The following is a 23,138-nucleotide window of genomic DNA, read 5'->3' as shown; positions in this document are numbered from 1 at the left end:
GAGAAATGACCGACCAGGCCCTCGAAATCCATATTCCTCGCAAGGGGCCGGCGACGGTGCTGTCAGCGGTGGAGCGCCGTCTGCCCCCGCCGGCCGCCGGTGAAGTCCGGGTCGTGATCGAGGCGGCTGGGGTCGCCTATGCCGACATCATGATGCGGCAGGGCGTCTATGCCGGGCACAAGCCCCCGATTACGCCGGGCTATGACATGGTCGGCCGGATCGAGGCGATCGGACCAGGCGTCACGGACCTGGCCATCGGCCAGCGGGTGGCCGGGATCACCGTCTTCGGCTCCTATGCGACCCGCCGTAACGTCGCGGCGCGATGGCTGGTCCCCGCGCCCGAGGGAGTGGATGCGGGCCGGCTGGTGGCGGCGGTCCTGAATGGGGTGACCGCCTGGCAGATGCTGCATCGGATCGCCAACCCCGCGCCCGGCGAATGGGTGCTCGTGCATGGCGCTGGCGGCGGCGTGGGCGGCTTGCTGCTCGACCTGGCGCGCATCGCCGGCCTACGCGCCATCGGAACCGCCTCGCGTGGCAAGGCCGACGCCGTCGCCCAGCGTGGCGGCGAACCGATCGACTACGCGCGGGAGGACGTCGTGGCCCGGGCCCGGGCCCTCAGCGGCGGCGGCGTGGCCGCGGCGTTCGACCACCTTGGCGGCAAGCACTTCAAGGCGGTGTCCATGCCGGCGCTGCGTCCTGGCGGCGTCGGCGTCTTCTACGGAGCCTACGATGTGAGCCGCGGCGGCAAGGTCAACCCGCTGGCGGTGGCCGACCTGCTCCTGAACGCGCGGTTCTCCAGCCTGGGTCTCTTCGCCAAAGGGCAGGGCGTGGTCGCCTATTCCAGCGAGCCCTGGCGCGACGGACGGCCTGGCGCCTATCAAACCGACCTCGTCACCGTGCTGAAGCTGGTGGCCGACGGCGTCCTGAGGCCCGAGGTCGGCGCGACCTATCCCCTACGGGCGGCGGCGGAGGCTCACCGCGCGCTCGAGGCCCGTTCGGTGACCGGCAAAATCGTTCTGCTGAACGACTGACCGACGCCGAGGCGAACATCGCATTCTGGGCGCTCGCCTATGTCGCGACCACGCCTGACGACGGAGCCGAGGATACAAGCACCGGCTATAAGGGCATCGTGGCCTGCCAGCAGGACGCGAGGTTCGTAACGCTCTCGGACCACCATTTGGCGATCGGAGAATTGACGTTACCCGTGATCTCAAGCCCCACCGTAGCGTCATCTTCGCCTGAACGGGCCCAGCGGTTCCAGAACACATGGTGGACGCCGTCCGTGACGATCCCCATGTTCTTGGCTTCGATACCAAGCTGCAGCGCATCAGGTCTAACGGCGGGAAGGCGTTCCATTTCGATGAGCGCCTGTTGCACGGCGGGGCAGGATCGAGAGTCCGCCCAAATGACCGGCTTGGCGGCGTCGAGCGACCCCGCCACGCGCCGGATAATCCAGAACTTGGTTTGGTTGGGGTATTCGCCGCGAAACACCGTGTAGAACGAATTCACCGACCATTCTCGGCTCAACGCTCCGATTTCGCTGATGCCCCCAAAGGGCGCTCTTTGCTCAAATGGAAGGCTGTGGCTGGCCCTCAGGGCTTCGGAGAAAGCACTCTGCGCCCAAGCCGGCGATGCAATACAAGCCGCGCTCAACAATGCTGCGGCGCGTGCGGGCCAAGATGTGTTCATGCGCCTAGGGTCCTGGTTCGACTGCAACCTGGACGTATTTCAGAGGGGCTTGCAATGGGACGGGCTGGGCCTCCGACTGCACTGGGAACGTTGCTTCCCGGCGCCAAGCCGACAGAAACGGGCGCGGCGATCTGATCGACGCGCCCACGCTGTTCTAGCGAAGCTTGGCTTGGGCTTGGCCCAGGAGCGCGGCGGCCTGAGCCCTGCGGCCCTTGTCGGCGAGTTCCCGCCCGGGACGCGCCGGCGCGGCCAGAGCCTTCTGCAGCGCCTTGCTGGCGCCAGCATAGTCCTTCTGGCGCATCAGGAAATCGCCGTAGAAGAAGTTCGGATCGACGCCGTTGGGATTGGCCGCCAGCGCCTTCTGCAGGTAGTTGCGCGCCTTGCCGGAATCGCCAAAGCCGACCGGAAAGCCAGGCACCTGGGCGTAGAGCGAGCCGAGGCTGGTGTAGACCGAGCCGTCGCCGAGCGCGGCGGGATTGATCTTCTCGGCCCTCTCCAGAAGCGATTTCGCCTCCTTGGCCAAAGCCAGCCCGCCGAGGCCGCCCTTGGCGCCGGCCTCCGTGGCCTTGGCGATGGCCTCCCAGACCAGAGGCTCGGCGCGGCCGGGGTTCTGCCTGGCCAGGGCGTCGGCGTCGGCGGCCACCTGCGCGGCCGCCTCGCCCTGGGCGCTCTTGTCGGTGATCTCGTAGTTGGCGTGGGCCCAGGCGCGCGCCACGCCGTCGAGGCGCGTGTCGAGCGCGTCGGCGCGGGCGGCGCCGGCCGCCAGCGACAGGGCCAGTCCGAGGGCGAGAAGGGGTTTGTGGGTCATGTGAAGTCCTGGAGGTCTAGCGAGCGAAGAGCTGCGCGGCCTTGCGGTCGTTCGCCGACAGGGCGCGATCGACCAGGTCAGGCAGCAGGGCGTTGAGGCGGACGAAGAAAGCCTCGGGGAAGCCGAGATAGACATCGCGCCGGCGAGCGTGGATGGCGGAAACGATCCGGCGGGCGGTGGCCTCGGGCGGATCGATGCGCATCTGGGTCAGCTTGGCGAACTCCAGCACCCGATCGGAGACCATGGCTGTCCGGACGGCGCGCGGCGCGACATAGGTGACGTCGACGCCCGTGCCCGCCAGTTCCCGGCGGAGCGCTTGGCTGAAGCCGCGCAGGCCCGCCTTGGCGCTGGAATAGGTGGCGAAGTGGGCGAAGTTGATGGAGCCGAAGATCGAGCCGATGTTGACGATCTGGCCCGATCCGCGCGCGCGCATGCCTGGCAATACCGCCTGAGTCAGACGGATCGGCGCGACGAGGTTGACCAGATAGCCGGCCAGCAGATCTTGGGGATCTTCGGCCTCCACCGGACCAAAATGCTGCACGCCGGCCAGGTTGATCAGAATGTCCCATCGGCCGTTCGCGACGGCGCCAGCGGCCGCTTCGATGCCCTCTGGGGTGGCCAGGTCATGCTGCAGGAAATCGTCCGCGGCCGCTGACCGGCGCCGGCCCAACGCCACGACATGGGCGCCCTCGGCCGCCAACTGGCCAGCCACCAGGGCCCCCAGTCCGCCCGAGGCGCCGGTGATCAGGATGCTCTTGCGCTCAAGCATGGGCGGTCTCGCGGGTGTGGGGGATAGAGCGGAAGACGTTGGCGAAGCGTTCGAAGATCGCCTTGGCCACCTCGATGATGGCGGCCTGGTCGGCGGGGTCGTCGACCTGGTCCATCAGCTTCTGGAAGAAGGTCAGGTGCTCTATGTCCAGCGACCCGTGCGACGTCAGGTAGCTGAAGCATTCCGGGCCAAGGCCTAGGTTCTTGGCGACGGCCTCGGCGCCCTGGGTGGCGAGGCGCACACTCGTGCCTTCCAGCACGAAGACCATGCCGAAAAAGCCCATCGGGTTGGCCTGGCGGATATAGTCGTAGGCGTAATCCGTCATCGCCAGGGTGGCCGGACGCGGCGCTCCGGTCCGCACGGCCTCGGCGTCGCCGCCGCAGTTCTTGATGTCGGCCAGGATCCAGTGCTCGTGGCCGGTCTCTTCGACGATGTATTCGTCCAGGGCCTCGACGAACCGCTGGTGGGTCTCGTCCATGCCGGCGCGGGCCTCGCGCATCAGCGGCACGGTGTGCTTCACGTGGTGATAGGCCTCGGTCAGATAGGCGATGTAGGTCTCGCGCGAGATGCGGCCCACCAGGCCGTCCTGGATCTGCGGCGTCGAGGCCAAGGTCATCTGGCCATCGACCGTCTCGGTCATGAGGCGTTGGTAGAAGGTCACGCGTGGTCTCCTGTCGTGGATGGTTCCAGGAAGTCCTGGTGGCGGGCGCTGAGCACCGCGCGCCGGGGACGCCCGTTGTTGGTGAGTTCGCCCGCCGCTGGATCGAAGGCGTCTCTGACCAGCCAGCGACCGATGCGGGCATAGGGCGGCAGGCCGGCGTTCGCCCGGGCGACCGCGCCGGCGATCGCCGCCTCGTCCATGCCGGGGATGAGCGGCACGATGAGCGCCGAGAGCTCGGCCTGGGCCTCGCCTAGCACCACGGCCTGGCGAATCTCGGGCTGGGCGGTCAGCTCGCTCTCGACCCATTCGGGCGCGACGTTGCGGCCATGGCTGGTGATGATGGTGTTGAGGCGGCGGCCCGAGATGCGCAGGAAGCCGTCTTCGTCGATCTCGCCGAGATCGCCGGTGAAGACCGGGCCGTCGCGCGCCTCGTCACCGGTGTAACCGAGGAAGCCGGAATTCTCGACCACGATCTCCCCGGCCTGGATCGAGACGCCGAGGTGGGGCAAGGGGCGTCCGACCGTTCCGGCCCTGCGCGCCGACGGCGTGTTCAAGGCCACGACCGAGGCGCATTCACTGAGGCCGTAGCCCTCGTGGACCGGCAGGCCCAGCTCGTCGGCGCGCGCCAGCAACGAGGGGGCGACCTTGGCGCCGCCGACGGCGACCAAATTCAGGTCGGGCAGGCGCACGCCCGTGAAGGTCATGACCATCATCAGGGCGCGCAGCAGCTCCGGCACCAGGATCAGGCTGTTGGCGCGCTGCTCGGCGATCGCGCCCGCCAGCTTGGGCAGGTCGGGCCGAAAGGGATCGGAGAGGCCCAGTTGGTCGGGCGGCAGGATGTGATAGCGGCCCCCGGCCAGCAGGGTGGTGTAGAGCCCGGCCACGTTTTCCAGCAGGATGGACAGCGGCAGCAGGGGCAGGTGCAAGCCGGCATAGTCCGCGCCGATCGCTTCGACGAGCGCGCCGGCGACCGCCTCCATGTGCTGGCGCGACAGGCAGACGCCCTTGGGCTGGCCGGTCGAGCCCGAGGTGTAGGTGATCTTGGCGGTTCCGGGCGGCAGCGAACGGGCGGGCAGGTTGAGCGGCGTCACGCGGAGCGGGGTCGAGGCGATGCCGAGATCGCCTTTGGCCGTATCCGAAAGTTCGACCAGCAGGGTCGCGCCGGCGTCGGCCATGGCGTGCTGGCGTTGTTCGTCGGTGAAGAAGCCCGGCAAGGGCAGGCTGGCCCACCCCAGGCGGGTCAGGGCCAGGTCCAGGATCACCCAGGCGGGGCCGTTGGGCAGCCGCACGGCGATCGGCGAGCCGGGCCTGACCAGGGGCGCCCACAGAAAGAGGTCCCGGGCGGCCGACGCGATGGCCGCCTCGAGCGCGCCGTAGGTGAAGGCGATGGTCTGGTCGCTGAGCGCGATCGCGCCGTCATTCAGGCGGGCCCGCCGGGCGATGGCGGCCAGGACGCGGCTCATGGGCGATCTCCCAGGCGGGGGTGTAGGCGGGAACAGACACCGTCGATGGCCGGCGGCTGGGTCAGCAGCAGTTGGGTCAAGGGCGCGAGGGCGGGGGCGATGGCGCCGGCCAGCACCTCGGGATCGCGCTCGTAATAGCCGCCCCAGTCTTCCGCCTCCGCGCCCAGGCGCGCGGGATCGGCAGTGGTCAGCATCCGGGTCGGGAAGCCGACGCGACCGAAGGTCCGACGAAGTTGCCGCGTCGCCGTGGCGACGGCATGGCCGCAGCCCAACTGATGCAGGTGACGCGCCAGGGCCATGAACAGGAAGAGCGAAGCGCCCGCGCTCGCGGACGCCAGGTTGCCGATCTCGGCGACGCCGGCGCGGGCGGCGCCGAGCACTGTCTCGATCGGTTCGTCCAGATAGCGTTCCAGAAACAGCGGCCCGTCGCCCGCGAGCCGGAAGCCGACGGCGGCGTGGATCTCGCCCCGCGCGTCCTGGACGCTCATCAGGGTCGGATAGTGCATGCGGATTCGGCTGGCGAACGCCTCGGCGTAGGTCGCCGCGATATAGGCCTCCACCCGTTCGCGCTCCGGCCGGAAATGTTGGTGGATCGAGATGACCCGCGGCTCGACCGACGTGAACCGGCGAACGCGATCGGCGTCGAAGCACAGACTGCCGACGCGGGCGCCATCGTTCATCATCATCACTTCCATCAAGGAAACCTCCTGCCCAAAGGCGGCGCCTAGGCGCTTCGACCGGCAAGGACGACGCGCCATCGCGGGCGCCTCAAAACTTTCGGCGGTTGCGCCAGGCTGGAGGTTCGGAAAGATTGTCGCAGGCGCGGATTCCCGGCGCTGATCCTCCGAGGAGCGCGACCGCGCTTGGACGACGCCGACGTCCATCCCCTGATCTCCGCCTACATGGAGCGGCGTGAGGATCTGCTCCGATATTTTCGCGTGCGCCTGCGGTCTGATGAGGCGGCCGAGGATTTGGTGCAGGACATCTATTTGAAGATCGTCGACCGACGCGCCGAGACGATCGACAACCCGGCGGCCTACCTCTACCGCCTGGGCACGAACCTGATGCTGGATCGCATCAAGGCGCGGCGGCGGGCGCAGGCGCGCGACGCTCAATGGCACGGGGCGAACGTATCTGACGCTGGCGGCGCGGAGATCGCCGATGAAGCGCCGGCCGACGAGGCGGCGGCCGCCAAGCTGCAGCTGGCCAAGACCCTGGAGGCGCTGAAGGCCATGCCGCCGGCGGCGCAAGAGGCCTTTCGGCTGCACAAGCTGGAAGGCCTGAGCCACGCCGAGACCGCCGCCGCCATGGGCGTGTCGCGATCCAGCGTCGAGAAATACATGATGGCCAGCCTCAAGCTGATCGTCGCCAAGGTCGGGCGGTGGCCATGACGGCGGCGCGCGAAATTCTTTTGAGGCGCCTGGCGCTTTATGGCGTCTTTGGGGCGAACGGGGAGGCGGACGGCCTTCCAGGAAATGGCGAAGTCGGATGAGCGGTCAGGATCTGGAGACGAAGGAAGGGTTGCGCGACGAAGCCGTCGCGTGGCTGGTCCGCGTTCAGTCCGACACCGCGACGGCGCAGGACTGGGTGGCCCTGTCCGACTGGCTGGAAGGTTCGGAAGCGCGACTGGCCGCCTTCGAGGACGCCGAACTGATCGTGGCCGATCTCGAGCTGCGGAAGGCCGAGATCGCCGAGGGCCTTTCGCCGCCCGCGCCCAATGTCGTTGGCTTCCCAAAGCGGGCGCCAATCCCGGCGCGGCGCGCATGGATCGGCGGCGCGATCGCCGCTTCGCTGGCGGTGCTGGTCGGCGGACCGGCGCTCTGGACGACCTCGCAAGGGCGGAGCGTCACCTACGAGACCAGGCCGGGGGAGACCCGTCGCATCGATCTCGCGGATGGCACACGGATCACTCTGGACGGCGGCTCAAAGCTCAGCGTGCGGCTGGGTTGGCGGGCGCGTCGGGTGGAGATGGGGCTGGCCCAGGCCAGTTTCGACGTCGCCAAGGACCGCGCGCGCCCCTTCGTGATCGGGGTGGGCGACCAGCGCGTACGGGTCGTCGGGACCGAGTTCAACATCCGCCACGACGAAAAGAGCGTCCGCGTCACTGTGCGTAGGGGCGTGGTCGAGGTCGCGCAGCGCGACGGACAGGATCGCACGCCGGTCCGACTGACGGTCGGCCAGGAACTGCGTCACCAGCAGGGCGCCGCCCAGTCGCAGGTGCGGCGGGTCGCGCCCGACGGCGCCTTCGCCTGGTCCCAGGGCCAACTGGTGGCGGACAACGAGACGCTGGGCGATATCGTCGCCGACCTCAATCGTCGTTTCCCGACGCCGATCCGGATCGCTCCGGAGGTCGCGGGCAGGCGGTTCTCCGGCGTGATCGCGCTCGACGACGAAGACGCGGCCGTTCGCGTCCTGGCCGGATACGCCGGTTTGACCGTCGATCGCTTGCACGGGGAAATAGTCCTAAGGTGACGCCCTGACCGTGTCGGAGGGGCGTGATCTTGCGTAACCGCGCGTGGCGGGATCTGGGCGTGGCGTCGGCGATCGGCCTGGCTGTCGCGCCGATTGGCGCGCGGGCCGGCGAGGCCGTGACCTTCGCCATTCCCAGCGGGCCCTTCAAGGCCGCCGCGACGGCGTTTGCGCTGCAGGCGCGAGTCTCGATCGACCTGAGCGCGGCGCAGGGATGTGGACCCTCCTCCGGATTTCGGGGGCGCGCGGATCTGGACACGGCGCTGAAGGCGCTTTTGCGCGGCGCCGGTTGCGAGGCCCGCCTGATCTCGCCCAGGGTCTATAAGATCGTTCCCAAGGCGCTCGCGGCGGTCGCGACGCCTCCCGCGCCGACGCTTCGGGAGGAAGGCGAGAGCCCCGCGCGGCTCTCCGAACTGGTGATCGTCGCTACGCGTCGGCTGGCCCTCGCCGATCGCCTGGCCTATTCGGTCAGCGCGCTGGACCAGCGCGCCGCCGCGGCTCGAGGCGTACGAGACGCCGCCGACCTGGCCTTGGCGGTTCCGTCGATGACGATGACCAATCTTGGGCCCGGGCGTGACAAGGTCATCTTGCGTGGTCTCTCGGACGGGCCGCTGACCGGCCAGACGCAGTCGATGGTCGGCATCTATCTCGATGACGTGCGGCTGACCTACAACGCCCCCGATCCGGACCTGCTGATGGTCGACATCGGTCAGGTCGAGGTGCTGCGCGGCCCGCAGGGCGCTCTCTACGGCGCGGGGTCGCTAGGCGGTGTTCTGCAACTCAGAACGCATCGTCCCGATCTCGACGCCTTTGACGCGGGAGCTTCCCTCTCGGCCTCGACCACCCGCGGTGGCGAGGCTGGCGGCCTGGCGTCGGCGATGATCAACGTGCCGATGCTGAACGGGCGCGCCGGGGTCCGCCTGGTTGGCTATGCCGAGCGCCAGGGCGGCTATATCGACGATCTCGGCCGCGGGCGGCCCGACATCAACGACACGCGCCGGAACGGCGTCCGCGTCTCCGCGCGGGTGAAGCTCGCCGACGATTGGACCGCCGAGACCGGCGTGACCAGCCAATGGATCAACTCGAAGGACACGCAATACGCCGATCGCGGCGTGGGGACCTATGCGCGCCGCAACCGAATCGCCGAACCTCATGACAACGACTTCCTCGAGGTCCACGTCGGCGCCCAGGGCGGCTTTCTAGGGCAGGATGCGAAGCTGACCCTGGCCGCCGTCCGGCACGACCTCTCCAGCCGCTACGACGCCAGCGCCGCGCCGCCCGTCTCCGTCCCGCTAGGCGCGGCGGTCGCCTTCGACGACGACAACCATGTCGGCGCGGTGGTGGCCGAGGCGTCGCTGGCCTCGCGACCGGCCGGCCGGATCCAGTGGCAGGTCGGCGCCTTCTTGGCCCGTACGCGGCAGGGACGCGACGGCCAGGTCATCCTGGTCGACGCGACGGCGGCGCCGCCGCTGGCGGCCGAGACGCGCCGCGACGTGCTTGGCGAGGCCGCGCTGTTCGGAGAGGCGATCGGCGATGTCGGCCATGGTTGGAGCGTGACCTTGGGCGGACGCCTGTTCGCGACACGGTCGGAGGCGTCAAGTCTCGCCGCGTCGGCCGGCGCGTCGGCGTTGTTTCGAGACGCGCAGAGCTATGTCGGCTTCGCGCCGAAGATCGTGGTGTCCTTCGCGCCCAACCCCTCGACGTTGGTCTATGTCCAGGCCGCCGAGGGCTATCGATCAGGCGGGTTCAACACCGCCGTGATCCCGACCCAGGTCTTCGACACCGTGGGCGGAGAGCCGCAACGCCGCTATGACGGCGACGAGCTATGGAGCTACGAGGCCGGGACGAAAAGGTCATGGCTGGAAGGGCGGCTTCGCCTGCGGGCCGCCGTGTTCCTTGCCTCCTGGAAGGATATCCAAAGCGATCAGCTGCTGCCTTCCGGGCTGCCCTACACGGCCAACCTGGGCGACGGCCGCAACATCGGCCTGGAGTTCGAAGGGAGCTACGCCCGCGATGGGTTGCGCCTGGACGCAAATTTCCTGCTGAACCATCCGGAGTTGGAGTCGGTCAACGCCGCCTTCCCAGGGCGCAAGGACCTGGGACTGGCCGGCGCGCCAAAGGGCTCGGCTTCTCTGGCGGCGAGCTACGAGCGGACGGTGGGGCGGGGGTGGCGAATGGGCTTGGACCTGCGCGGGGCCTATGTCGGTCGTTCGCGCCTGAGCTTCGATGGCGTCACCGCGCCGTCCATGGGCGGCTACGCCACGACCCGAGTCGCCGGGCGGCTCTGGTCGGATCGCCTGAGCCTGGACTTGGCGCTCGACAATCTCTTCGACAGCGCCGGCGATACGTTCGCCTACGGCAATCCCTTCACCTTGAGGCTGTCGCGACAGGCCACGCCGCAGCGGCCAAGGACAATCTCGCTTGAGGTTCGCGCCCGCTACTGAGGGGCGTCCACCAGCTTTCCATGAACAGCGCCATCGGCGTCCAGTGCGAGCGGACGGCGCGTCCAGGTCGGTTCATGGCCCGCGGCCGCGGCCGCGGCATCGACGTCGTCACCGCTGTCGGCGGTTTGCAACGCGGGAGCCTCGACGCACGGCGTCGCGGACTCCGCATGTCCAAACGAGCGCGCAGCTCCCACGGGGCCTCGCGTCGGCCCTTCGTTTTCGCTAGGTGTCGTGCCCATGGAGCAAGACGCGCGGGAAGGGACGGTCACGATTATCGACATCGCCCGGCAGGCCGGCGTGTCGATCAAGACGGTTTCGCGCGTCATCAATCGCGAGGAGGGCGTCGGCGCGCAAACGCGGGCGCGGGTGCAGGAGCTGGTCGATAGGCTCGGCTATCGTCCCAACGTTTCGGCTCGATCGCTGTCGAGTCGACGCAGCTACCTGATCGGTGTGATCTTCATGCGGGTTGGCGCCTACCACTATGTCGGCGAGGTGCAGGTGGGCGCCATGCGCGCCTGCCGTCGCGCCGGCTATCACCTGGTGGTGGAGCAGGTCCAATCCCCGGAGGCTGTCGGCGGGATACAGACTTTCGCCGACGTGTTGCGCGACACGCGGTTCGACGGCGTGGTGCTCACGCCGCCGACCTGCGATGATCCCGAAGTCCTGGCCGCGATCGAGGCGGCGGGACTGCCCTATGTGCGCATAGCGCCGCATCGCGAATTCGAGCGATCGCCCTATGTCTTCACCGATGACCGGCGCGCGGCCTGGGAGCAGACCTGTCGCCTATGGGAGATGGGGCATCGCCGGATCGCCTTCATCGATGGTCCCCCCGATCACGGCTCGGCCGCGCGGCGCCGGGAAGGCTATGTCGAGGCTCTGCGTGAGCGTGGCGTCGAGCCTCGCCCGGGGTGGATCGCCCAGGGCGATTTTCTGGGTCTGTCCGGGTTTGATGCGGCCGAGGCTTTGCTGCGTGGGCCCGAACCCCCGACCGCGATCTTCGCGGCCAACGACGAAATGGCTGTCGGCGTGCTCGCGGCGGCGGCCAAGAATGGCCTGTCCGTCCCGAAGGATCTATCGGTGGTCGGTTTTGACGACACGCCGGCCGCCGAAGCCGCTTGGCCACGCCTGACAACGATCCACCAGCCAACCGCCGAGATGGCCGAAGCGGCGGTGGAGATTCTCATCGCTGGCTTTGGCGACGAACGCTTCAGGGGGCGGGTGACCGCCCGTCAACTGGACTATCGCCTCGTTACGCGGGACTCCGCCGGGCCGCCCTCCATCTGATCGTTCGCACGCAATTTGACCCGATTGGAAGCGCTTTCCAGGGGCGGATTTTCCAGGCTGCTCCGTATCGGGAATGAAGCTTCGCCGAGCGGCCTTCCGGATGGGCGGATTAAACCTGTAATCGATTTCATTTGGACAGCGGTGTCAGAAAAATCGACATAGACAACGTTGTCTCATCGTGATGTCTGGTTACGACAACGTTGTCTTAATCCTCTGAAATGAGGGGGGCGATCGCGTCGGGAAAGCCTCGGAACAAGGGGCTGGAGGAACCGCAATCAGGCGCCGATGGCGCCGGACATCGTGACGCCTTGGCGGCTCGCCGACGCGTCTTGATCGTCCAAGCAGGACAAAGGGAAAGAGATGCGCAGTCTGTTGTTGGCGTCGGCCGCCTTCGCGGTCGTGAGCTTCCACGCGCCTATGGTCATGGCCCAAGAGGCCGGCGTCGTGAAACTGGACGAAGTCGTCGTCACCGCTCAGCGTCGTAGCGAGAACCTGCAGAAAACCCCGCTGACGGTCTCGGCCGTCACCGGCGACAAGCTGGAATCTCAGGGCATCAAGACCGTGGTCGACCTGTCGGCCCAGGTGCCGGCGCTGCAGATCAGTTCCAGCGGCTCGGGCGCCGCGGTGGTCTTCCTGCGTGGCATTGGCAGCACCAACACCACCGAGGTCGGTGATCCGGCGGTGGCCTATCACATGGACGGCATCTACATCGCCCGTTCGACCTCGGTCGGCGCGCTGTTCTACGACGTCGACCGGGTCGAGGTGCTGCGAGGACCGCAAGGCACCCTGTACGGCCGCAACGCCACGGCCGGCGCGATCAACGTCATCACCAAGCAGCCCAAGTTCGACTACGAGGGCTCCGGCTCGGTGGACGTCGGCAACTACGGCGCGATCACCACCTCCGGCATGGTCAACCTGCCGGTCAGCGACACCATCGCCGTCCGCGCGGCCTTCCAGACCTCGCGCCACGACGGCTATGTGAAGGCGCTGAACAAGGGGCCGGGCACCGGCGGCAACGACCGCTACGACCAGGATGACAAGTCGGCCCGCATCCAGCTGCTCTGGAAGCCCAGCGATACGTTCTCGCTGCGCGTCGGCGCGGACTACCTGCACCAGGGCGGGGCCGGCGGCGGCGACAAGACCTATGGCACGACCCTGGCCACCAGCGATCCGTGGACCTGCAACTGCGCCACCAACCTCTATCGCAACAACAAGTTCTTCGGCGCCCACGGCCAGGCCGACCTGGACCTGAGCTTCGCCACCCTGACCTATCTGACCGGCTACAACTTCTCGCGCCTGGACCGTAACGGCGAGAACGCCAGCACCGGCGCGCCGAACTACTTCAAGGGCAAGGACTACACCTGGTCGCACGAACTGCGCCTGGGCGGCGACACCGGCAAGCTGAAGTGGGTGGTCGGCCTCTACCGCTTCACGGAAGACAACAACGTCGACTTCCGGGTCTTCCTGGCGACCAATTCGTATCTGTCGTTCATCCAGCCCGAGGTGACCGCCAAGTCGCTGGCCGTCTTCGGCCAGGGCACCTATGAGGTCACCGACCGGTTCCGGGTCACCGGCGGCCTGCGCTACACCGAGGATCGCAAGGGGCGCGACGGCGGCACCTTCCTGACCAATTCGGCGGGGGCGATCACCTCGACCGTGATCAAGAACCTGGCCGACGCCAAGTGGGACGCCACCAACTGGAAGCTGGGCGCCGACTTCGACCTGACCGACACGTCGATGCTCTACGCCAACGTGGCCACGGGCTATAAGGCCGGCGGCTACTATGATGGCGTCGCCAACAACGTCTACGCGCCCGAGAAGATCACCTCTTACGAGGCGGGCGTGAAGAACCGCTTCTTCGACAACCGCCTGCAGTTCAACGCCACCGGCTTCCTCTACGACTACCGCGACTTCCAGGTGACGGCCGTCGGCGTGATCGCCGGCCAGCAGGCGGCGGTGACGCTGAACGCCGACAAGGCCCGCGTCTACGGTGTCGAGTTCGAGAGCAATCTCGTCGTCACCGAGCACGACCGCATCGACGCCACCCTGGGCTGGCTGCACGCGCGATATACCGACTTCGTGCTGCCGCTGGGCGACGCCTTCGCCAACAACGGCGCCAACGCCGGTGTCGCGGCCTGCTTCAAGACCAACTTCAGCGCCGCCGCGCCGCGTTCGACCGACTTCTCGGGGTGCCGCATGGCGCGCACGCCGACCTGGAGCGTCAATGTGGGCTACCAGCACACCTGGGAGATCGCCTCGGGCGCCAAGGTCGTGGGACGTGTGCAGTCGCACTACGAAAGCGCCAAGAACCTCGAGTACCACGGCTTCGCCCAGAACAAGCAGGACAGCTTCACCAAGACCGACGTCAGCCTGACCTACACCAGCCCCGACGATCGCTGGAACCTGCAGGGCTACGTCCGAAACCTCGAGAACGACGACGTGCGCACCGCTTCGTCGCCGAACTCGACGACGGGCCTGGCCACCAATGGCAACGGTGAGTTCTACGCGCCGCCGCGTACGTACGGCCTGCGACTGGGGGTCAATTTCTAGCTCCCCGATGACTCTCCGCCCTCGGCGCTCCTGCCCGCCGAGGGCGCCTTTCTTGTTCAGCTTCGGAGTTCGACGTGCGCATCCTTCAACGTCTCCTGATCTCGACGGCCCTGGCGGCCGTGGCTGGATCCGCGACCCTGGCCGCCGAGCAGCCCGTGCTGGGGACGCGCGATGGCAAGGTCGTCACAGTCGACGGCCTGCGGTTCCGCGACCTGGATCGCGACGGCAAGCTGTCGCCTTTCGAGGACTGGCGGTTGTCGCCCGACGCGCGGGCCGCCGACCTCGTCGCGCGCATGACCCTGGAGGAGAAGGCCGGCGAGATGATGCATGGCACCCTGCCGGCCGTCGGCGGCATGACCCCTGGCCGCGGCCAGGGCTACGATCTTGCCAAGCTGAAGCCGCTGATCCTGGAGCGGCGCGTCACCACCTTCATCACCCGGTTGGCGGGCGATCCGGCCTGGCTGGCCGAACAGAACAACGCCGTGCAGGCGCTGGCCGAGCAGGGGCGCCTCGGCGTGCCGGTCACCATCAGCACCGACCCGCGTCACCATTTCCAGTTCGTGGCCGGCGCCAGCGTCGCGGCGGGCGGCTTCTCGCAGTGGCCCGAGGCCACCGGCCTGGCGGCGATCGGCGATCCGATCCTGGTGAAGCGCTTCGGCGACATCGCCCGCCAGGAATACCGCGCCGTCGGCATTCACCAGGCCCTGTCGCCCATGGCCGACCTGGCCACCGAGCCGCGCTGGTCGCGGATCAACGGCACCTTCGGCGAGGATCCCGAGCTGGTCGGCCAGATGGTCAAGGCCTATGTCCAGGGTTTCCAGGGCGGGGACGCCAACCTGGCGTCGAACGGCGTCTCGGCGGTGGTCAAGCACTGGGTGGGCTATGGCGCCTCGGCCAAGGGGTTCGACGGCCACAACAGCTACGGCCGCTACGCCGTCTTCCCCGCCGGCCAGTTCGACCTGCACGTCAAGCCTTTCGACCAGGCCTTCGCGGCCGGGGTCGTGGGCGTCATGCCGACCTACGCCATCCTCAAGGACCTGACGCTGGACGGCCAGCCGGCCGAACAGGTCGGGGCCGGCTTCTCCCGGCGGTTGCTGACCGACCAGTTGCGGGTCAAGCATGGCTTCAAGGGGATCGTCGTCTCGGACTGGGCGATCACCAACGACTGTCCCGAGACCTGCCGCGACGGCTTCCCGGCCGGCGAGAAGCCCAGCTTCGCCGGGTTCTCCACCGCCTGGGGCGTCGAGGATCTGGCCAAGGTCGATCGCTACGCCAAGGGCGTCAACGCGGGCCTGGACCAGTTCGGCGGCGTCGAGGACACGGCCGAACTGGTGGCCGCGGTAAAGGCGGGCAAGATCGCGCCGGCCCGGATCGACGACGCCGCGCGCCGCATCCTGGCGATCAAGTTCGAGCAGGGCCTGTTCGAAAATCCCTATGTCGACTCCAAGGCCGCCGCGACGGTGGTGGGCGCCAAGGCCTTCGTGGCCGAAGGCCGGGCGGCCCAGAGCGCGGCCCTGACCCTGTTGGAGAACAAGAACGGCCTGCTGCCGCTGAAGGGCGCGGGCCGCAAGGTGTGGCTGAAGGGCGTCTCGCCCGAGGTCGCCCGGGCCCACGGACTGGTCCCGGTCCAGGACCTGGCCCAGGCGGACCTGGCGATCATCCGCGTCGCCACGCCGTTCCAGACCCTGCACCCGAACTACGTCTTCGGCAGCTTCCAGCACGAGGGCGACCTGTCGTTCAAGGACGGCGCGCCCGACTACGAGGCGATCAAGGCCGCCTCGGCCAAGGTCCCGACCATCGTCGCGGTCTATCTCGACCGCCCCGCGATCTTGACCAACGTACGCGACAAGGCGGCGGCCCTGATCGGCGATTTCGGGGCTGGCGACGACGCCTTCCTCGACGCCCTGACCGGCGTCGCGCCGCCGCGCGGCAAGCTGCCGTTCGAGCTGCCCTCGTCCATGGCCGCCGTCGAGGCCCAGGCCGAGGACGCGCCGCACGACAGCAAGGATCCCGTCTATCCGATCCATTTCGGCCTCGCCTACTGAACGAGACCCGGCGCCGAAGGTGCTATCCAGGTGTGCTCGAGAGGGTGATGGCGTCGCCCGCCAGGCCCTCCGCGCGCGCCGCCAGGCGAATGGGCCCTGACGACTTTCGGGTCTGGACCAGCGCCTGGGCCCACCCGTTGTAGGTGGTGCGGAAGGTCGCCTTGTCGGGCTCGTGACTATTGGGGTCGCCATTGCCGACGCCGATCAGTCTTCCCGGGCCGGCAAGGTCAAAATCGATCCTGACCGCGGCCTTGGGCGTGACCACGCCGGCCTTGTCGACGACGCGGACATTGACCACGGCCAGGTCCTGGCCGTCGGCGACCAGCTGCGTGCGATCGGGTGTGAGGATCACGCGCGCGGGCGCGCCGGCCGTGCGCCGCTCGGCCTTGAGGACCACTCGATCATTCTTGAAGCCGTAGGCGACCAGCCGGCCGGGCGCGTAGGGAACGGTCCATTGCGCATGGCCATCCTTGGGCGGCGCCTGTCGGCCCAGCGAGCGACCGTTGAGGAACAGCTCCACGGCGTCGAGGTTGGAATAGGCCCAGACCTCGATCGGCTGGCCCTCGCGTCCTTCCCAGTTCCAGTGGGGCAGCAGATGCAGCACGGGCAGGTCGTCCCGCCACCAGGCCTGATAGTAGTAGAAGATGTCCTTGGGCAGGCCGCAGAGATCCATGATCCCGAAGTTGGACGACACCGAAGGCCACCAGTTGAACGGCGTCGGCTCGCCCCGGTAGTCGAAGCCCGTCCACACGAAGCCGCCCAGCAGATAGGGCTTGGCGTTGTAGAGGCTCCACCAGGCGTGGGCGGTCTTGCCCCAGTAGGGCGCATCGACGTCGTAGGACGAGACGACGGCGCGCTTGTCGTCGCGCGCGTATTCGCCGCGCGTGGAGACGGCGCTGGCGGTCTCGGTGCCGATGATCGGCATGTCCGGATACTTCAATCGGAACGGCTCGATCCGATCTTCGTGGTAGTTGAAGCCCATCACGTCGAGGGCTTCGGTGATCCCTTCGCCCTGGCCGCGGTTCATGGCGGCGGTGATCTTGCGGGTCGGGTCGAGCGCGCGAACCTCGCGGGCCATGGCCTTTGCGATCTTGGCGCCGCGCGGGGCGCCTTGCTGGGGTTCCTCGTTGCCGATCGACCACAGCATGACGCAGGGGTGATTGCGGTCGCGGCGGACCAGGGCGCGCAGTTCGTCGATCGACTCGGGCGCGGCGCTCATCTGACGGGTCTCGTCGATCACCAGAAGACCCAGGGCGTCACAGGCGTCGAGCAGTTCGGGCGTCGGCGGATTGTGGGCGGCGCGATAGGCGTTGGCGCCCAGGGCCTTCAGTTGCTTTAGCCGCCACACCTGCAGGGCGTCGGGGATCGCCGCGCCCACGCCCGCGTGGTCCTGGTGGTTGTTGACGCCCTTCAGCTTTAAGGGCTGGCCGTTGAGGAAGAAGCCCTCGTGGGCGTCGAAGCGGACCTCGCGGAAGCCGAAGCGCACGTCATAGACGTCCCGGATCGCCTCGCCCTCGCGCACCGTCACGCGCAGGACGTAGAGGTTGGGCGTGTCCGTCGACCACAGTCTCGGCGCGGCGACCGCGCAGGCGAGGCTGGCGGTTTCCGTTCGCCAGCCGGTCACCGACAGGGCGGTCTTCGCCGAGGCGGCGAGGGCGCCGGTCGCGTCCAGCGCCGCGGCCTCGATCGTGAGCGCCGCGGCCGCGTCGCGCCGGTTGGCCAGCTCGACATCGACTTCGACGCGGCCGTCGCGGTCGGCGCGGACGAAGACGCCCCACTGCGGCACGAAGAGGGGCGAGGTCTTCACCAGCCAGACATGGCGATATAGACCCGCCCCCTCGTAGAACCAGCCTTCGCCCAGGCTGGCGTCGATCCGCACGAGCAGCACGTTGGGCTGGTCGTCGGTGTTGAGGAATTCGCTGATGTCGACGCCGAACGAGGCGTAGCCGCTGTGGTGTTGGGCGACGATGTAGCCGTTGAGGATAACGGTGGCGTCGCGAAACGCGCCGTCGAACTCCAGGGCCACGCGGCCTTCGGCGTCGGTGGGAGAGATCGGCAGGATCGTGCGGTACCAGCCGACCGAAGTCTCGGGAAAGCCGCGCCCCAGAGGCTTGTAGCCATGGGCGGCCGCCAGATCCTCATCGTCCTTGTCGGCGGGATTGCGGGTGAAGCGGGCGTTGTCGACGAACGGCAATTCCACCGCCCAGTCGTGCGGCAGGGTCACCTCGCGCCAACCGCTGGCGTCGTAGTCGGCCTCGCCGATGCGGCCAACACCTCGCCCCTGTTTGGCGAAGGTGCGCTGGAAGTCGCCAAAGCCGAAATCACGATCGGGATCGGCGGCATGGCCCAGGGCGAAGCGCCAGCCGTCGTCCAGGCGGATCCGCTGGCGCGGCGAGGACGGGGACGGGCTCGCCGATCCGGACGCCGTCGCGAGCGCCGGGGGGATCGCCGCGCCGACGGCGGGCAGGACGCTGATCAGGGTGCGTCGATCGATCGACAAGGCGGCGACTCCCAATGGCGACAAAAGAACGCCCGCCGCGTGGATGTCAGGCCACGGCGCGGCGGGCAAGGAGGAGGGGGATGGCGTCGCGGTTGCAGCCGCGACGCGCCGTTTTCAGCTACATCTTGTAGATGAAGCTGACCTGGTAGCTGGGACCAAAGACGCCGGTCTCCTGCCAGATGCTGGGGGTGTTCTTGTAGGCCTCTTCCTTCTTGTTGAAGATGTTCTGCCCCGCCGCGGTCACCGTCATGTGGTCGTTCAGGTGATAGCTGGCCGAGAAGTCCACCTGCACGCCGGACTTGATGGTGTGGCCCTCGCGCGCGAAGAAGCTGTCGACGCTGTTCTGCTCGTAGGCGCTGCGATAGTTCGCCGACACCCGGGTGCTGAACGTGTCGTTCTCCCAATAGCCAGTCACGTTGCCCGATTTGCGCGAGAGGTTGCGCAGCGAGAAGCCCGTGGTGGAGTATTTCGGGTCGACATAGGTGTAGTTGGCGATGATCCCGAAGCCGTCGACCGGCAGCCAGGCGTCCAGGGACTGCTGCCAGTTGACCTCGTAGCCGCGCAGCTTGATCACCGATGGGTCGTTCTGGGTGACGGTGATCTCGTAGACCTTGCCATTGGTTCCCACGCAGTCGTTGGTCGAGGCGTTCATCGTCAGATTGACGCTGTTCCACGACGTCGGGCAGATCATCGAGGTGAAGGTGCCGTTCTTCACGTCCTTGGCGAAGGCGCCGAAGCTCAGGCCAGCGCCCTGGCCGTAGTACCACTCCAGGCTGACATCCAGGTTCTTGGCGGTCAGGGGCTTGAGGGTCGGGCTGCCCTGGTCGACGAACACCGTGGTCTGGCCCGCGCTGTCGGCGGCCTCGTACTGGGTGGTGTTGAGCTTTGAACTGCTGTCGAGGATCGGCCGGACCAGGGTCTTGGCGGCCGCCAGGCGCAGGATCAGGCTGTCGGTCAGGTCGAACACCACGTTGGCGCTCGGCAGGATGTCATCATACTTGGTGGTCGTTGAGATCTTGCCCAGCAGGTTCTGGATGTCGCAATCGCACCCGTCGGTCAGGTTCGAATTGACCGTCTGCTTGGTCGACTCGTAGCGCGCGCCGACATTGGCCCGGAAGGGAACCGGCCCCAGGTCGCCGCGCAGGTTGGCCATCGCGTAGACCGAGTCGATATCGCGCGAGAGGCCGTACGACGCCTGCGGATTATAGAGGGCCGGCACCGTCACGCCCTTGGCCGCCAGCGCCTTGCGATAGGCTTCGATGTCGGGCGTCAGCCAGCTGTCCACGCCGGAGATCGCGCCATCCAGGAAGTTGGTGACCTTGGGGTTGCTGGCCGAGTAGATCGGAACATACTGGAAGTTGTCGTCGAAGAAGTCGCGACGGGTGACCGTGCGGTCGAAGCCTTCCTTCTTCAGCTTGCCGCCGAACTGCAGGGCGCTCAGCATGCCCCAGTCGGCGTCGTACTTCACGTCCAGTTGGGCCGACTTGCTGTCGGTGACCTGATGGTTCTGGGCGCCGTTCGGATAGGTCGACCAGGCCAGGTTCGAGGTCGCGTAGATGCTCGGATCCGTCGCCGCGCTGGACATCGTAAACTTGATGTTGTCGGGGTTGCTGAAGTCCAGCGCCCCCGAGGCGATCCTCGGCTCGATGATCGCGGCTTCCTCGGTCAGGTAGCCGTCGCCCTTGGTGTAGTGGGCGATGAAGTTGGCCTGCCAGCTCGGGGCGAAGTCCCAGCGCGCGTAGCCGGTATAGGCCTTGGTCGACAGGTCGCGCACTTCGAGCTGACGGTTGTTGTCGAACGTGAAGTTGCCGAGATTGACGACCGTGGCCGCGCCGTTGACCACCTTCACCGGCGTGACCGACGACTTGGCGAAGTTGCCGAACACCATCTGGTTGACGTTGTACTTGGTGGCGTCCTTCGAATAGACGCCGGTGAGGCCCAGCTTCAGATTGTCGGTCGCCTTGTATTCCACCCCGGCGTTGAACTGGGTGCGGTCCGAGGTGCGATCGATGCGCCGATAGCGGAAGCGGCGCGGGACCAGCGTGCCCGCCGGCGTCGCGACCGTGCCCGAAAACTCGCCGGCCGCGCCCGAGGCGGTGTACCAGCGGTCCATGAAGGCGTAGTCGGCGCGGTCGTCCAGCTCCTGATAGTTGGCGCCCGCGTAGATCCCCAGGCGGCCGTCCAGATACTGGTTGGCGTAGACGACGCCGAAGGCGGGATTGGCGCCGCCGGCCGCCAGCTTGGCCTTCTGGCCCTTGGCCGACAGGATCAGCTTCTGGCCGTTGATGTCGAGCGGCTTGGCCGTGCTGATGTCGATGGTGCCGGCCAACCCGCCCATGTCCATGTCGGCGGTCGGCGACTTGTAGACCTGCACCGCGCTGGCCAGTTCGGTCTGGATGATGTCGAAGCGGAAGCCGTCGATGAAGTTGGGGTTGGCGAAGTCCTGACCGTTCAGGGTCACCTTGGCGTACTGCGGGCCAAGACCGCGGATGCTGATGGTGGCGCCGCGGCCGTTGACGTTCTGGATCTGGACGCCGGGAATGCGCTGGATGGCCTCGGCGATGTTGTCGCTGGGAAACTTGCCCAGGTCCTCGGCCGAGATGCCGTCAGAGACGCGGATGTCGTTGCGTTTGGTCTGCAGCGCGGTGGCCAGGCTCTTGCGGAAGCCGGTGACCACGACGGCGTCGACCTGGTCGCTGGGCGTCGGCGCGGCCTGCTGGGCCGCGGCGGCGGTCGCCAGGAAAAGCCCTGAAAGGGCCGTGCTCAGTAGAGCATAGGTTTTCAATTTCACTATCATACCCCCTAAGTGACGCTCGAGTCGTCATCGGCCTCGTTGAGCGTCGCTACATTTCAATAGGAAACGCTTTTATTATTATTTTGTACTCGTTCTCTCGCATTGTTGCGATCGAATCCCCTGGGTATGTTTGGATTTGCTCCTATAGCATTGCTAAGCCCTTCTCGAATATTATCTTTTGTCTTCCATGGATCGTGTTCGGAGGCCTCGGCGCTCCACGGCGTCGAGGGTCGAGTCGTCTCGATGGAGATACCAATCTATATCCACTCAGATTTTGGCGTCTGTCACTATTTATATGATCAATATGCTGTTTGGCGCGCGGCACGCCTCGAAAGGAGGCGAATTGGGCCTAAAGTGGTATTGGCGTGAGCGATGGAGCGCCGCTTATCGACGCCGGACGGTTGAACAGAGAGCGGCTTCATCCGTCTTCCGCTGACTGGCCGTAGCGCTTAGCGTTCCGGTCATGGCGGGTTGGCAAATCTATTTCGGGTGGCGAACGGCGCTGCTAGGCGCGGCGATCCTTCAGTGTCTGCTGCTCGCGGGCGCGCTGGCCCAGGGCGGCCAAAATCGGGTCGCGAACCGCTTCCTCTCGGCCGCCCTGGTGGTGATCGCGGGAATGCTGACGCCGTATGCGATCGGCTTCGCCGGCGCCTATGATCGTTTCCGCTGGCTTACGTTCGCGCCCTTCGCCATCCCGCTAGCGTTCGGTCCGCTGCTCTACGGCTATGCCCACGCGCTGGCGGATGGAACACCGCCTGGCCGGATGCGACTGCATCTGCTCCCCGCCATCGCCCAGTGGCTCTATTTCGGTCTTTGCTTTCTGCTTCCCGTCGGGCCCAAGTGGCAGTGGTATACGGGCTGGCACCGCGCCTTCGTCGCCCCCGCGTTCGACACTCTGGGACTGGTGAGCCTGGCGGCCTACACCTACGCGATCGGCAAGATCCTGACGCTGCAGCGCGCGAGGCTGGCCGATCACCGCAGCGACGACGACAGGTTCTCGGCGAACTGGCTGGGCCGGGTGCTGATGGTGATCCTGGCTGGACTTGGCGTTGAGTCCGGCTTCTGGCTCTGGTCCTTCGCCGTGGGCGGCATCGACTTTTTCCAGGAGACCGGGATGTACCTGGCCCTAGCCGTCGTCGGCGTCTATCTGGGCGTGGCCGGCTGGCGACAGGCTGCGCTTCCCGTCCCGCTGGCCTTGCCTGGGCGGCTCCCGGCGGATCCCATCGCGGCCGATCCGGAAGTGGTCCAAACGCCGAACTGGCCGACCATCGCTCAGGACATCGCCCATCGCACCCGAGAAGCCGGGTGGTGGCGCGAACCGGACCTTTCGCTGGCGCGCCTGTCCCGACTTCTGGGCACCAACAGCGGCCGCCTGTCCCGCGCCATCAATCTGGGCCTGGGGGTGAACTTCTCCAACTTCGTGAACGGGCTGCGGGCCGAGGGCGTGGCGCGGGCGCTGGAAGCGGGTTCCGACCGCGATCTGCTGAGCCTGGCGCTCGACATGGGCTTTGCCTCCAAGGCCAGCTTCAACCGCGCTTTCAAGGCCCGGTTCGGCGTATCGCCCTCGCAGTTCCGTCGCCAGGTCTCAGATCCTGCCTTTTTCAAGTCGGACGCGGAAATGAGGCGAGCCGCGCGGTGAGACGACGCATGCCTGGGCCCCCT

16 protein-coding genes are annotated in these 23,138 nt (G+C 67.4%); 8 read left to right on the top strand and 8 right to left on the bottom strand.

The genetic code is table 11. The features are described 5' to 3' along the window. The first annotated feature begins 5 nt into the window (after nt 1-5). A complete protein-coding gene (locus tag K8940_RS19645; protein WP_223391741.1) occupies nt 6-1,031 on the top strand; it encodes a zinc-binding dehydrogenase in 1,026 nt (341 codons plus the stop codon). 85 nt (nt 1,032-1,116) lie between these two features. Here the strand turns inward: K8940_RS19645 and K8940_RS19640 are convergent, their stop codons facing one another. The 6 genes from K8940_RS19640 to K8940_RS19615 form a co-directional block, all read right to left on the bottom strand. Next, nucleotides 1,117-1,509 carry a hypothetical protein gene (locus tag K8940_RS19640; RefSeq protein ID WP_223391740.1) on the bottom strand — a complete coding sequence of 131 codons (393 nt, stop codon included), beginning with the start codon at nt 1,507-1,509 and terminating at the stop codon, nt 1,117-1,119. Nucleotides 1,510-1,843: 334 nt separating this feature from the next. Continuing rightward, the gene (locus tag K8940_RS19635) at nt 1,844-2,497 is read right to left on the bottom strand and encodes a tetratricopeptide repeat protein (protein ID WP_223391739.1); all 654 of its coding nucleotides are present in this window, start codon (nt 2,495-2,497) and stop codon (nt 1,844-1,846) included. A 16-nt stretch (nt 2,498-2,513) separates the two neighbouring features. Further along, on the bottom strand, nt 2,514-3,266 hold the full coding sequence (locus tag K8940_RS19630) for an SDR family oxidoreductase (protein WP_223391738.1): 753 nt from the start codon (nt 3,264-3,266) through the stop codon (nt 2,514-2,516). After that, nucleotides 3,259-3,927 carry a TenA family transcriptional regulator gene (locus K8940_RS19625; protein WP_223391737.1) on the bottom strand — a complete coding sequence of 223 codons (669 nt, stop codon included), beginning with the start codon at nt 3,925-3,927 and terminating at the stop codon, nt 3,259-3,261. Before K8940_RS19625 ends, K8940_RS19630 begins: the two co-directional genes overlap by 8 nt. Beyond that, entirely contained in the window at nt 3,924-5,390 is a 1,467-nt protein-coding gene (locus K8940_RS19620; RefSeq protein ID WP_223391736.1) for an AMP-binding protein, read from the bottom strand. Before K8940_RS19620 ends, K8940_RS19625 begins: the two co-directional genes overlap by 4 nt. Next, entirely contained in the window at nt 5,387-6,085 is a 699-nt protein-coding gene (locus K8940_RS19615; protein WP_223391735.1) for a thermostable hemolysin, read from the bottom strand. Before K8940_RS19615 ends, K8940_RS19620 begins: the two co-directional genes overlap by 4 nt. A gap of 168 nt (nt 6,086-6,253) precedes the next feature. On the opposite strand from K8940_RS19615, the gene K8940_RS19610 reads away from it, so the two are divergent. The 6 genes from K8940_RS19610 to K8940_RS19585 all read left to right on the top strand — a co-directional run bounded on the left by K8940_RS19610 (nt 6,254) and on the right by K8940_RS19585 (nt 16,182). After that, nucleotides 6,254-6,781: an RNA polymerase sigma factor gene (locus tag K8940_RS19610; RefSeq protein ID WP_223391734.1), complete on the top strand. Its 528-nt coding sequence runs from the start codon at nt 6,254-6,256 to the stop codon at nt 6,779-6,781. A 97-nt stretch (nt 6,782-6,878) separates the two neighbouring features. After that, the gene (locus K8940_RS19605; RefSeq protein WP_223391733.1) at nt 6,879-7,862 is read left to right on the top strand and encodes a FecR family protein; all 984 of its coding nucleotides are present in this window, start codon (nt 6,879-6,881) and stop codon (nt 7,860-7,862) included. 29 nt (nt 7,863-7,891) lie between these two features. Beyond that, nucleotides 7,892-10,303: a TonB-dependent receptor domain-containing protein gene (locus K8940_RS19600; protein WP_223391732.1), complete on the top strand. Its 2,412-nt coding sequence runs from the start codon at nt 7,892-7,894 to the stop codon at nt 10,301-10,303. Between the two features lie 237 nt (nt 10,304-10,540). Then, a complete protein-coding gene (locus K8940_RS19595; protein ID WP_223391731.1) occupies nt 10,541-11,587 on the top strand; it encodes a LacI family DNA-binding transcriptional regulator in 1,047 nt (348 codons plus the stop codon). Between the two features lie 360 nt (nt 11,588-11,947). Then, nucleotides 11,948-14,137, top strand: a complete 2,190-nt coding sequence (locus tag K8940_RS19590; protein ID WP_223391730.1) for a TonB-dependent receptor — start codon at nt 11,948-11,950, stop codon at nt 14,135-14,137. A gap of 74 nt (nt 14,138-14,211) precedes the next feature. Further along, complete coding sequence (locus K8940_RS19585) at nt 14,212-16,182, top strand: glycoside hydrolase family 3 protein (RefSeq protein WP_223391729.1); 1,971 nt, start codon at nt 14,212-14,214, stop codon at nt 16,180-16,182. A gap of 22 nt (nt 16,183-16,204) precedes the next feature. Here the strand turns inward: K8940_RS19585 and galA are convergent, their stop codons facing one another. Both galA and K8940_RS19575 read right to left on the bottom strand, forming a co-directional pair. Continuing rightward, nucleotides 16,205-18,682, bottom strand: coding sequence for a beta-galactosidase GalA (galA, locus tag K8940_RS19580; RefSeq protein WP_223391728.1), 2,478 nt, complete (start codon nt 18,680-18,682; stop codon nt 16,205-16,207). A gap of 118 nt (nt 18,683-18,800) precedes the next feature. Then, complete coding sequence (locus tag K8940_RS19575) at nt 18,801-21,479, bottom strand: TonB-dependent receptor (RefSeq protein ID WP_223391727.1); 2,679 nt, start codon at nt 21,477-21,479, stop codon at nt 18,801-18,803. Between the two features lie 460 nt (nt 21,480-21,939). On the opposite strand from K8940_RS19575, the gene K8940_RS19570 reads away from it, so the two are divergent. Beyond that, nucleotides 21,940-23,115 carry a helix-turn-helix domain-containing protein gene (locus K8940_RS19570; RefSeq protein ID WP_223391726.1) on the top strand — a complete coding sequence of 392 codons (1,176 nt, stop codon included), beginning with the start codon at nt 21,940-21,942 and terminating at the stop codon, nt 23,113-23,115. Nucleotides 23,116-23,138: the final 23 nt, after the last annotated feature.

The sequence above is a fragment of the Caulobacter segnis genome (genome assembly GCF_019931575.1).
Classification (GTDB): Bacteria; Pseudomonadota; Alphaproteobacteria; order Caulobacterales; family Caulobacteraceae; genus Caulobacter; species Caulobacter segnis_C.
Note: the sequence above shows the minus strand (reverse complement) of the source record. Positions and strands in the feature narration are given on the sequence as shown.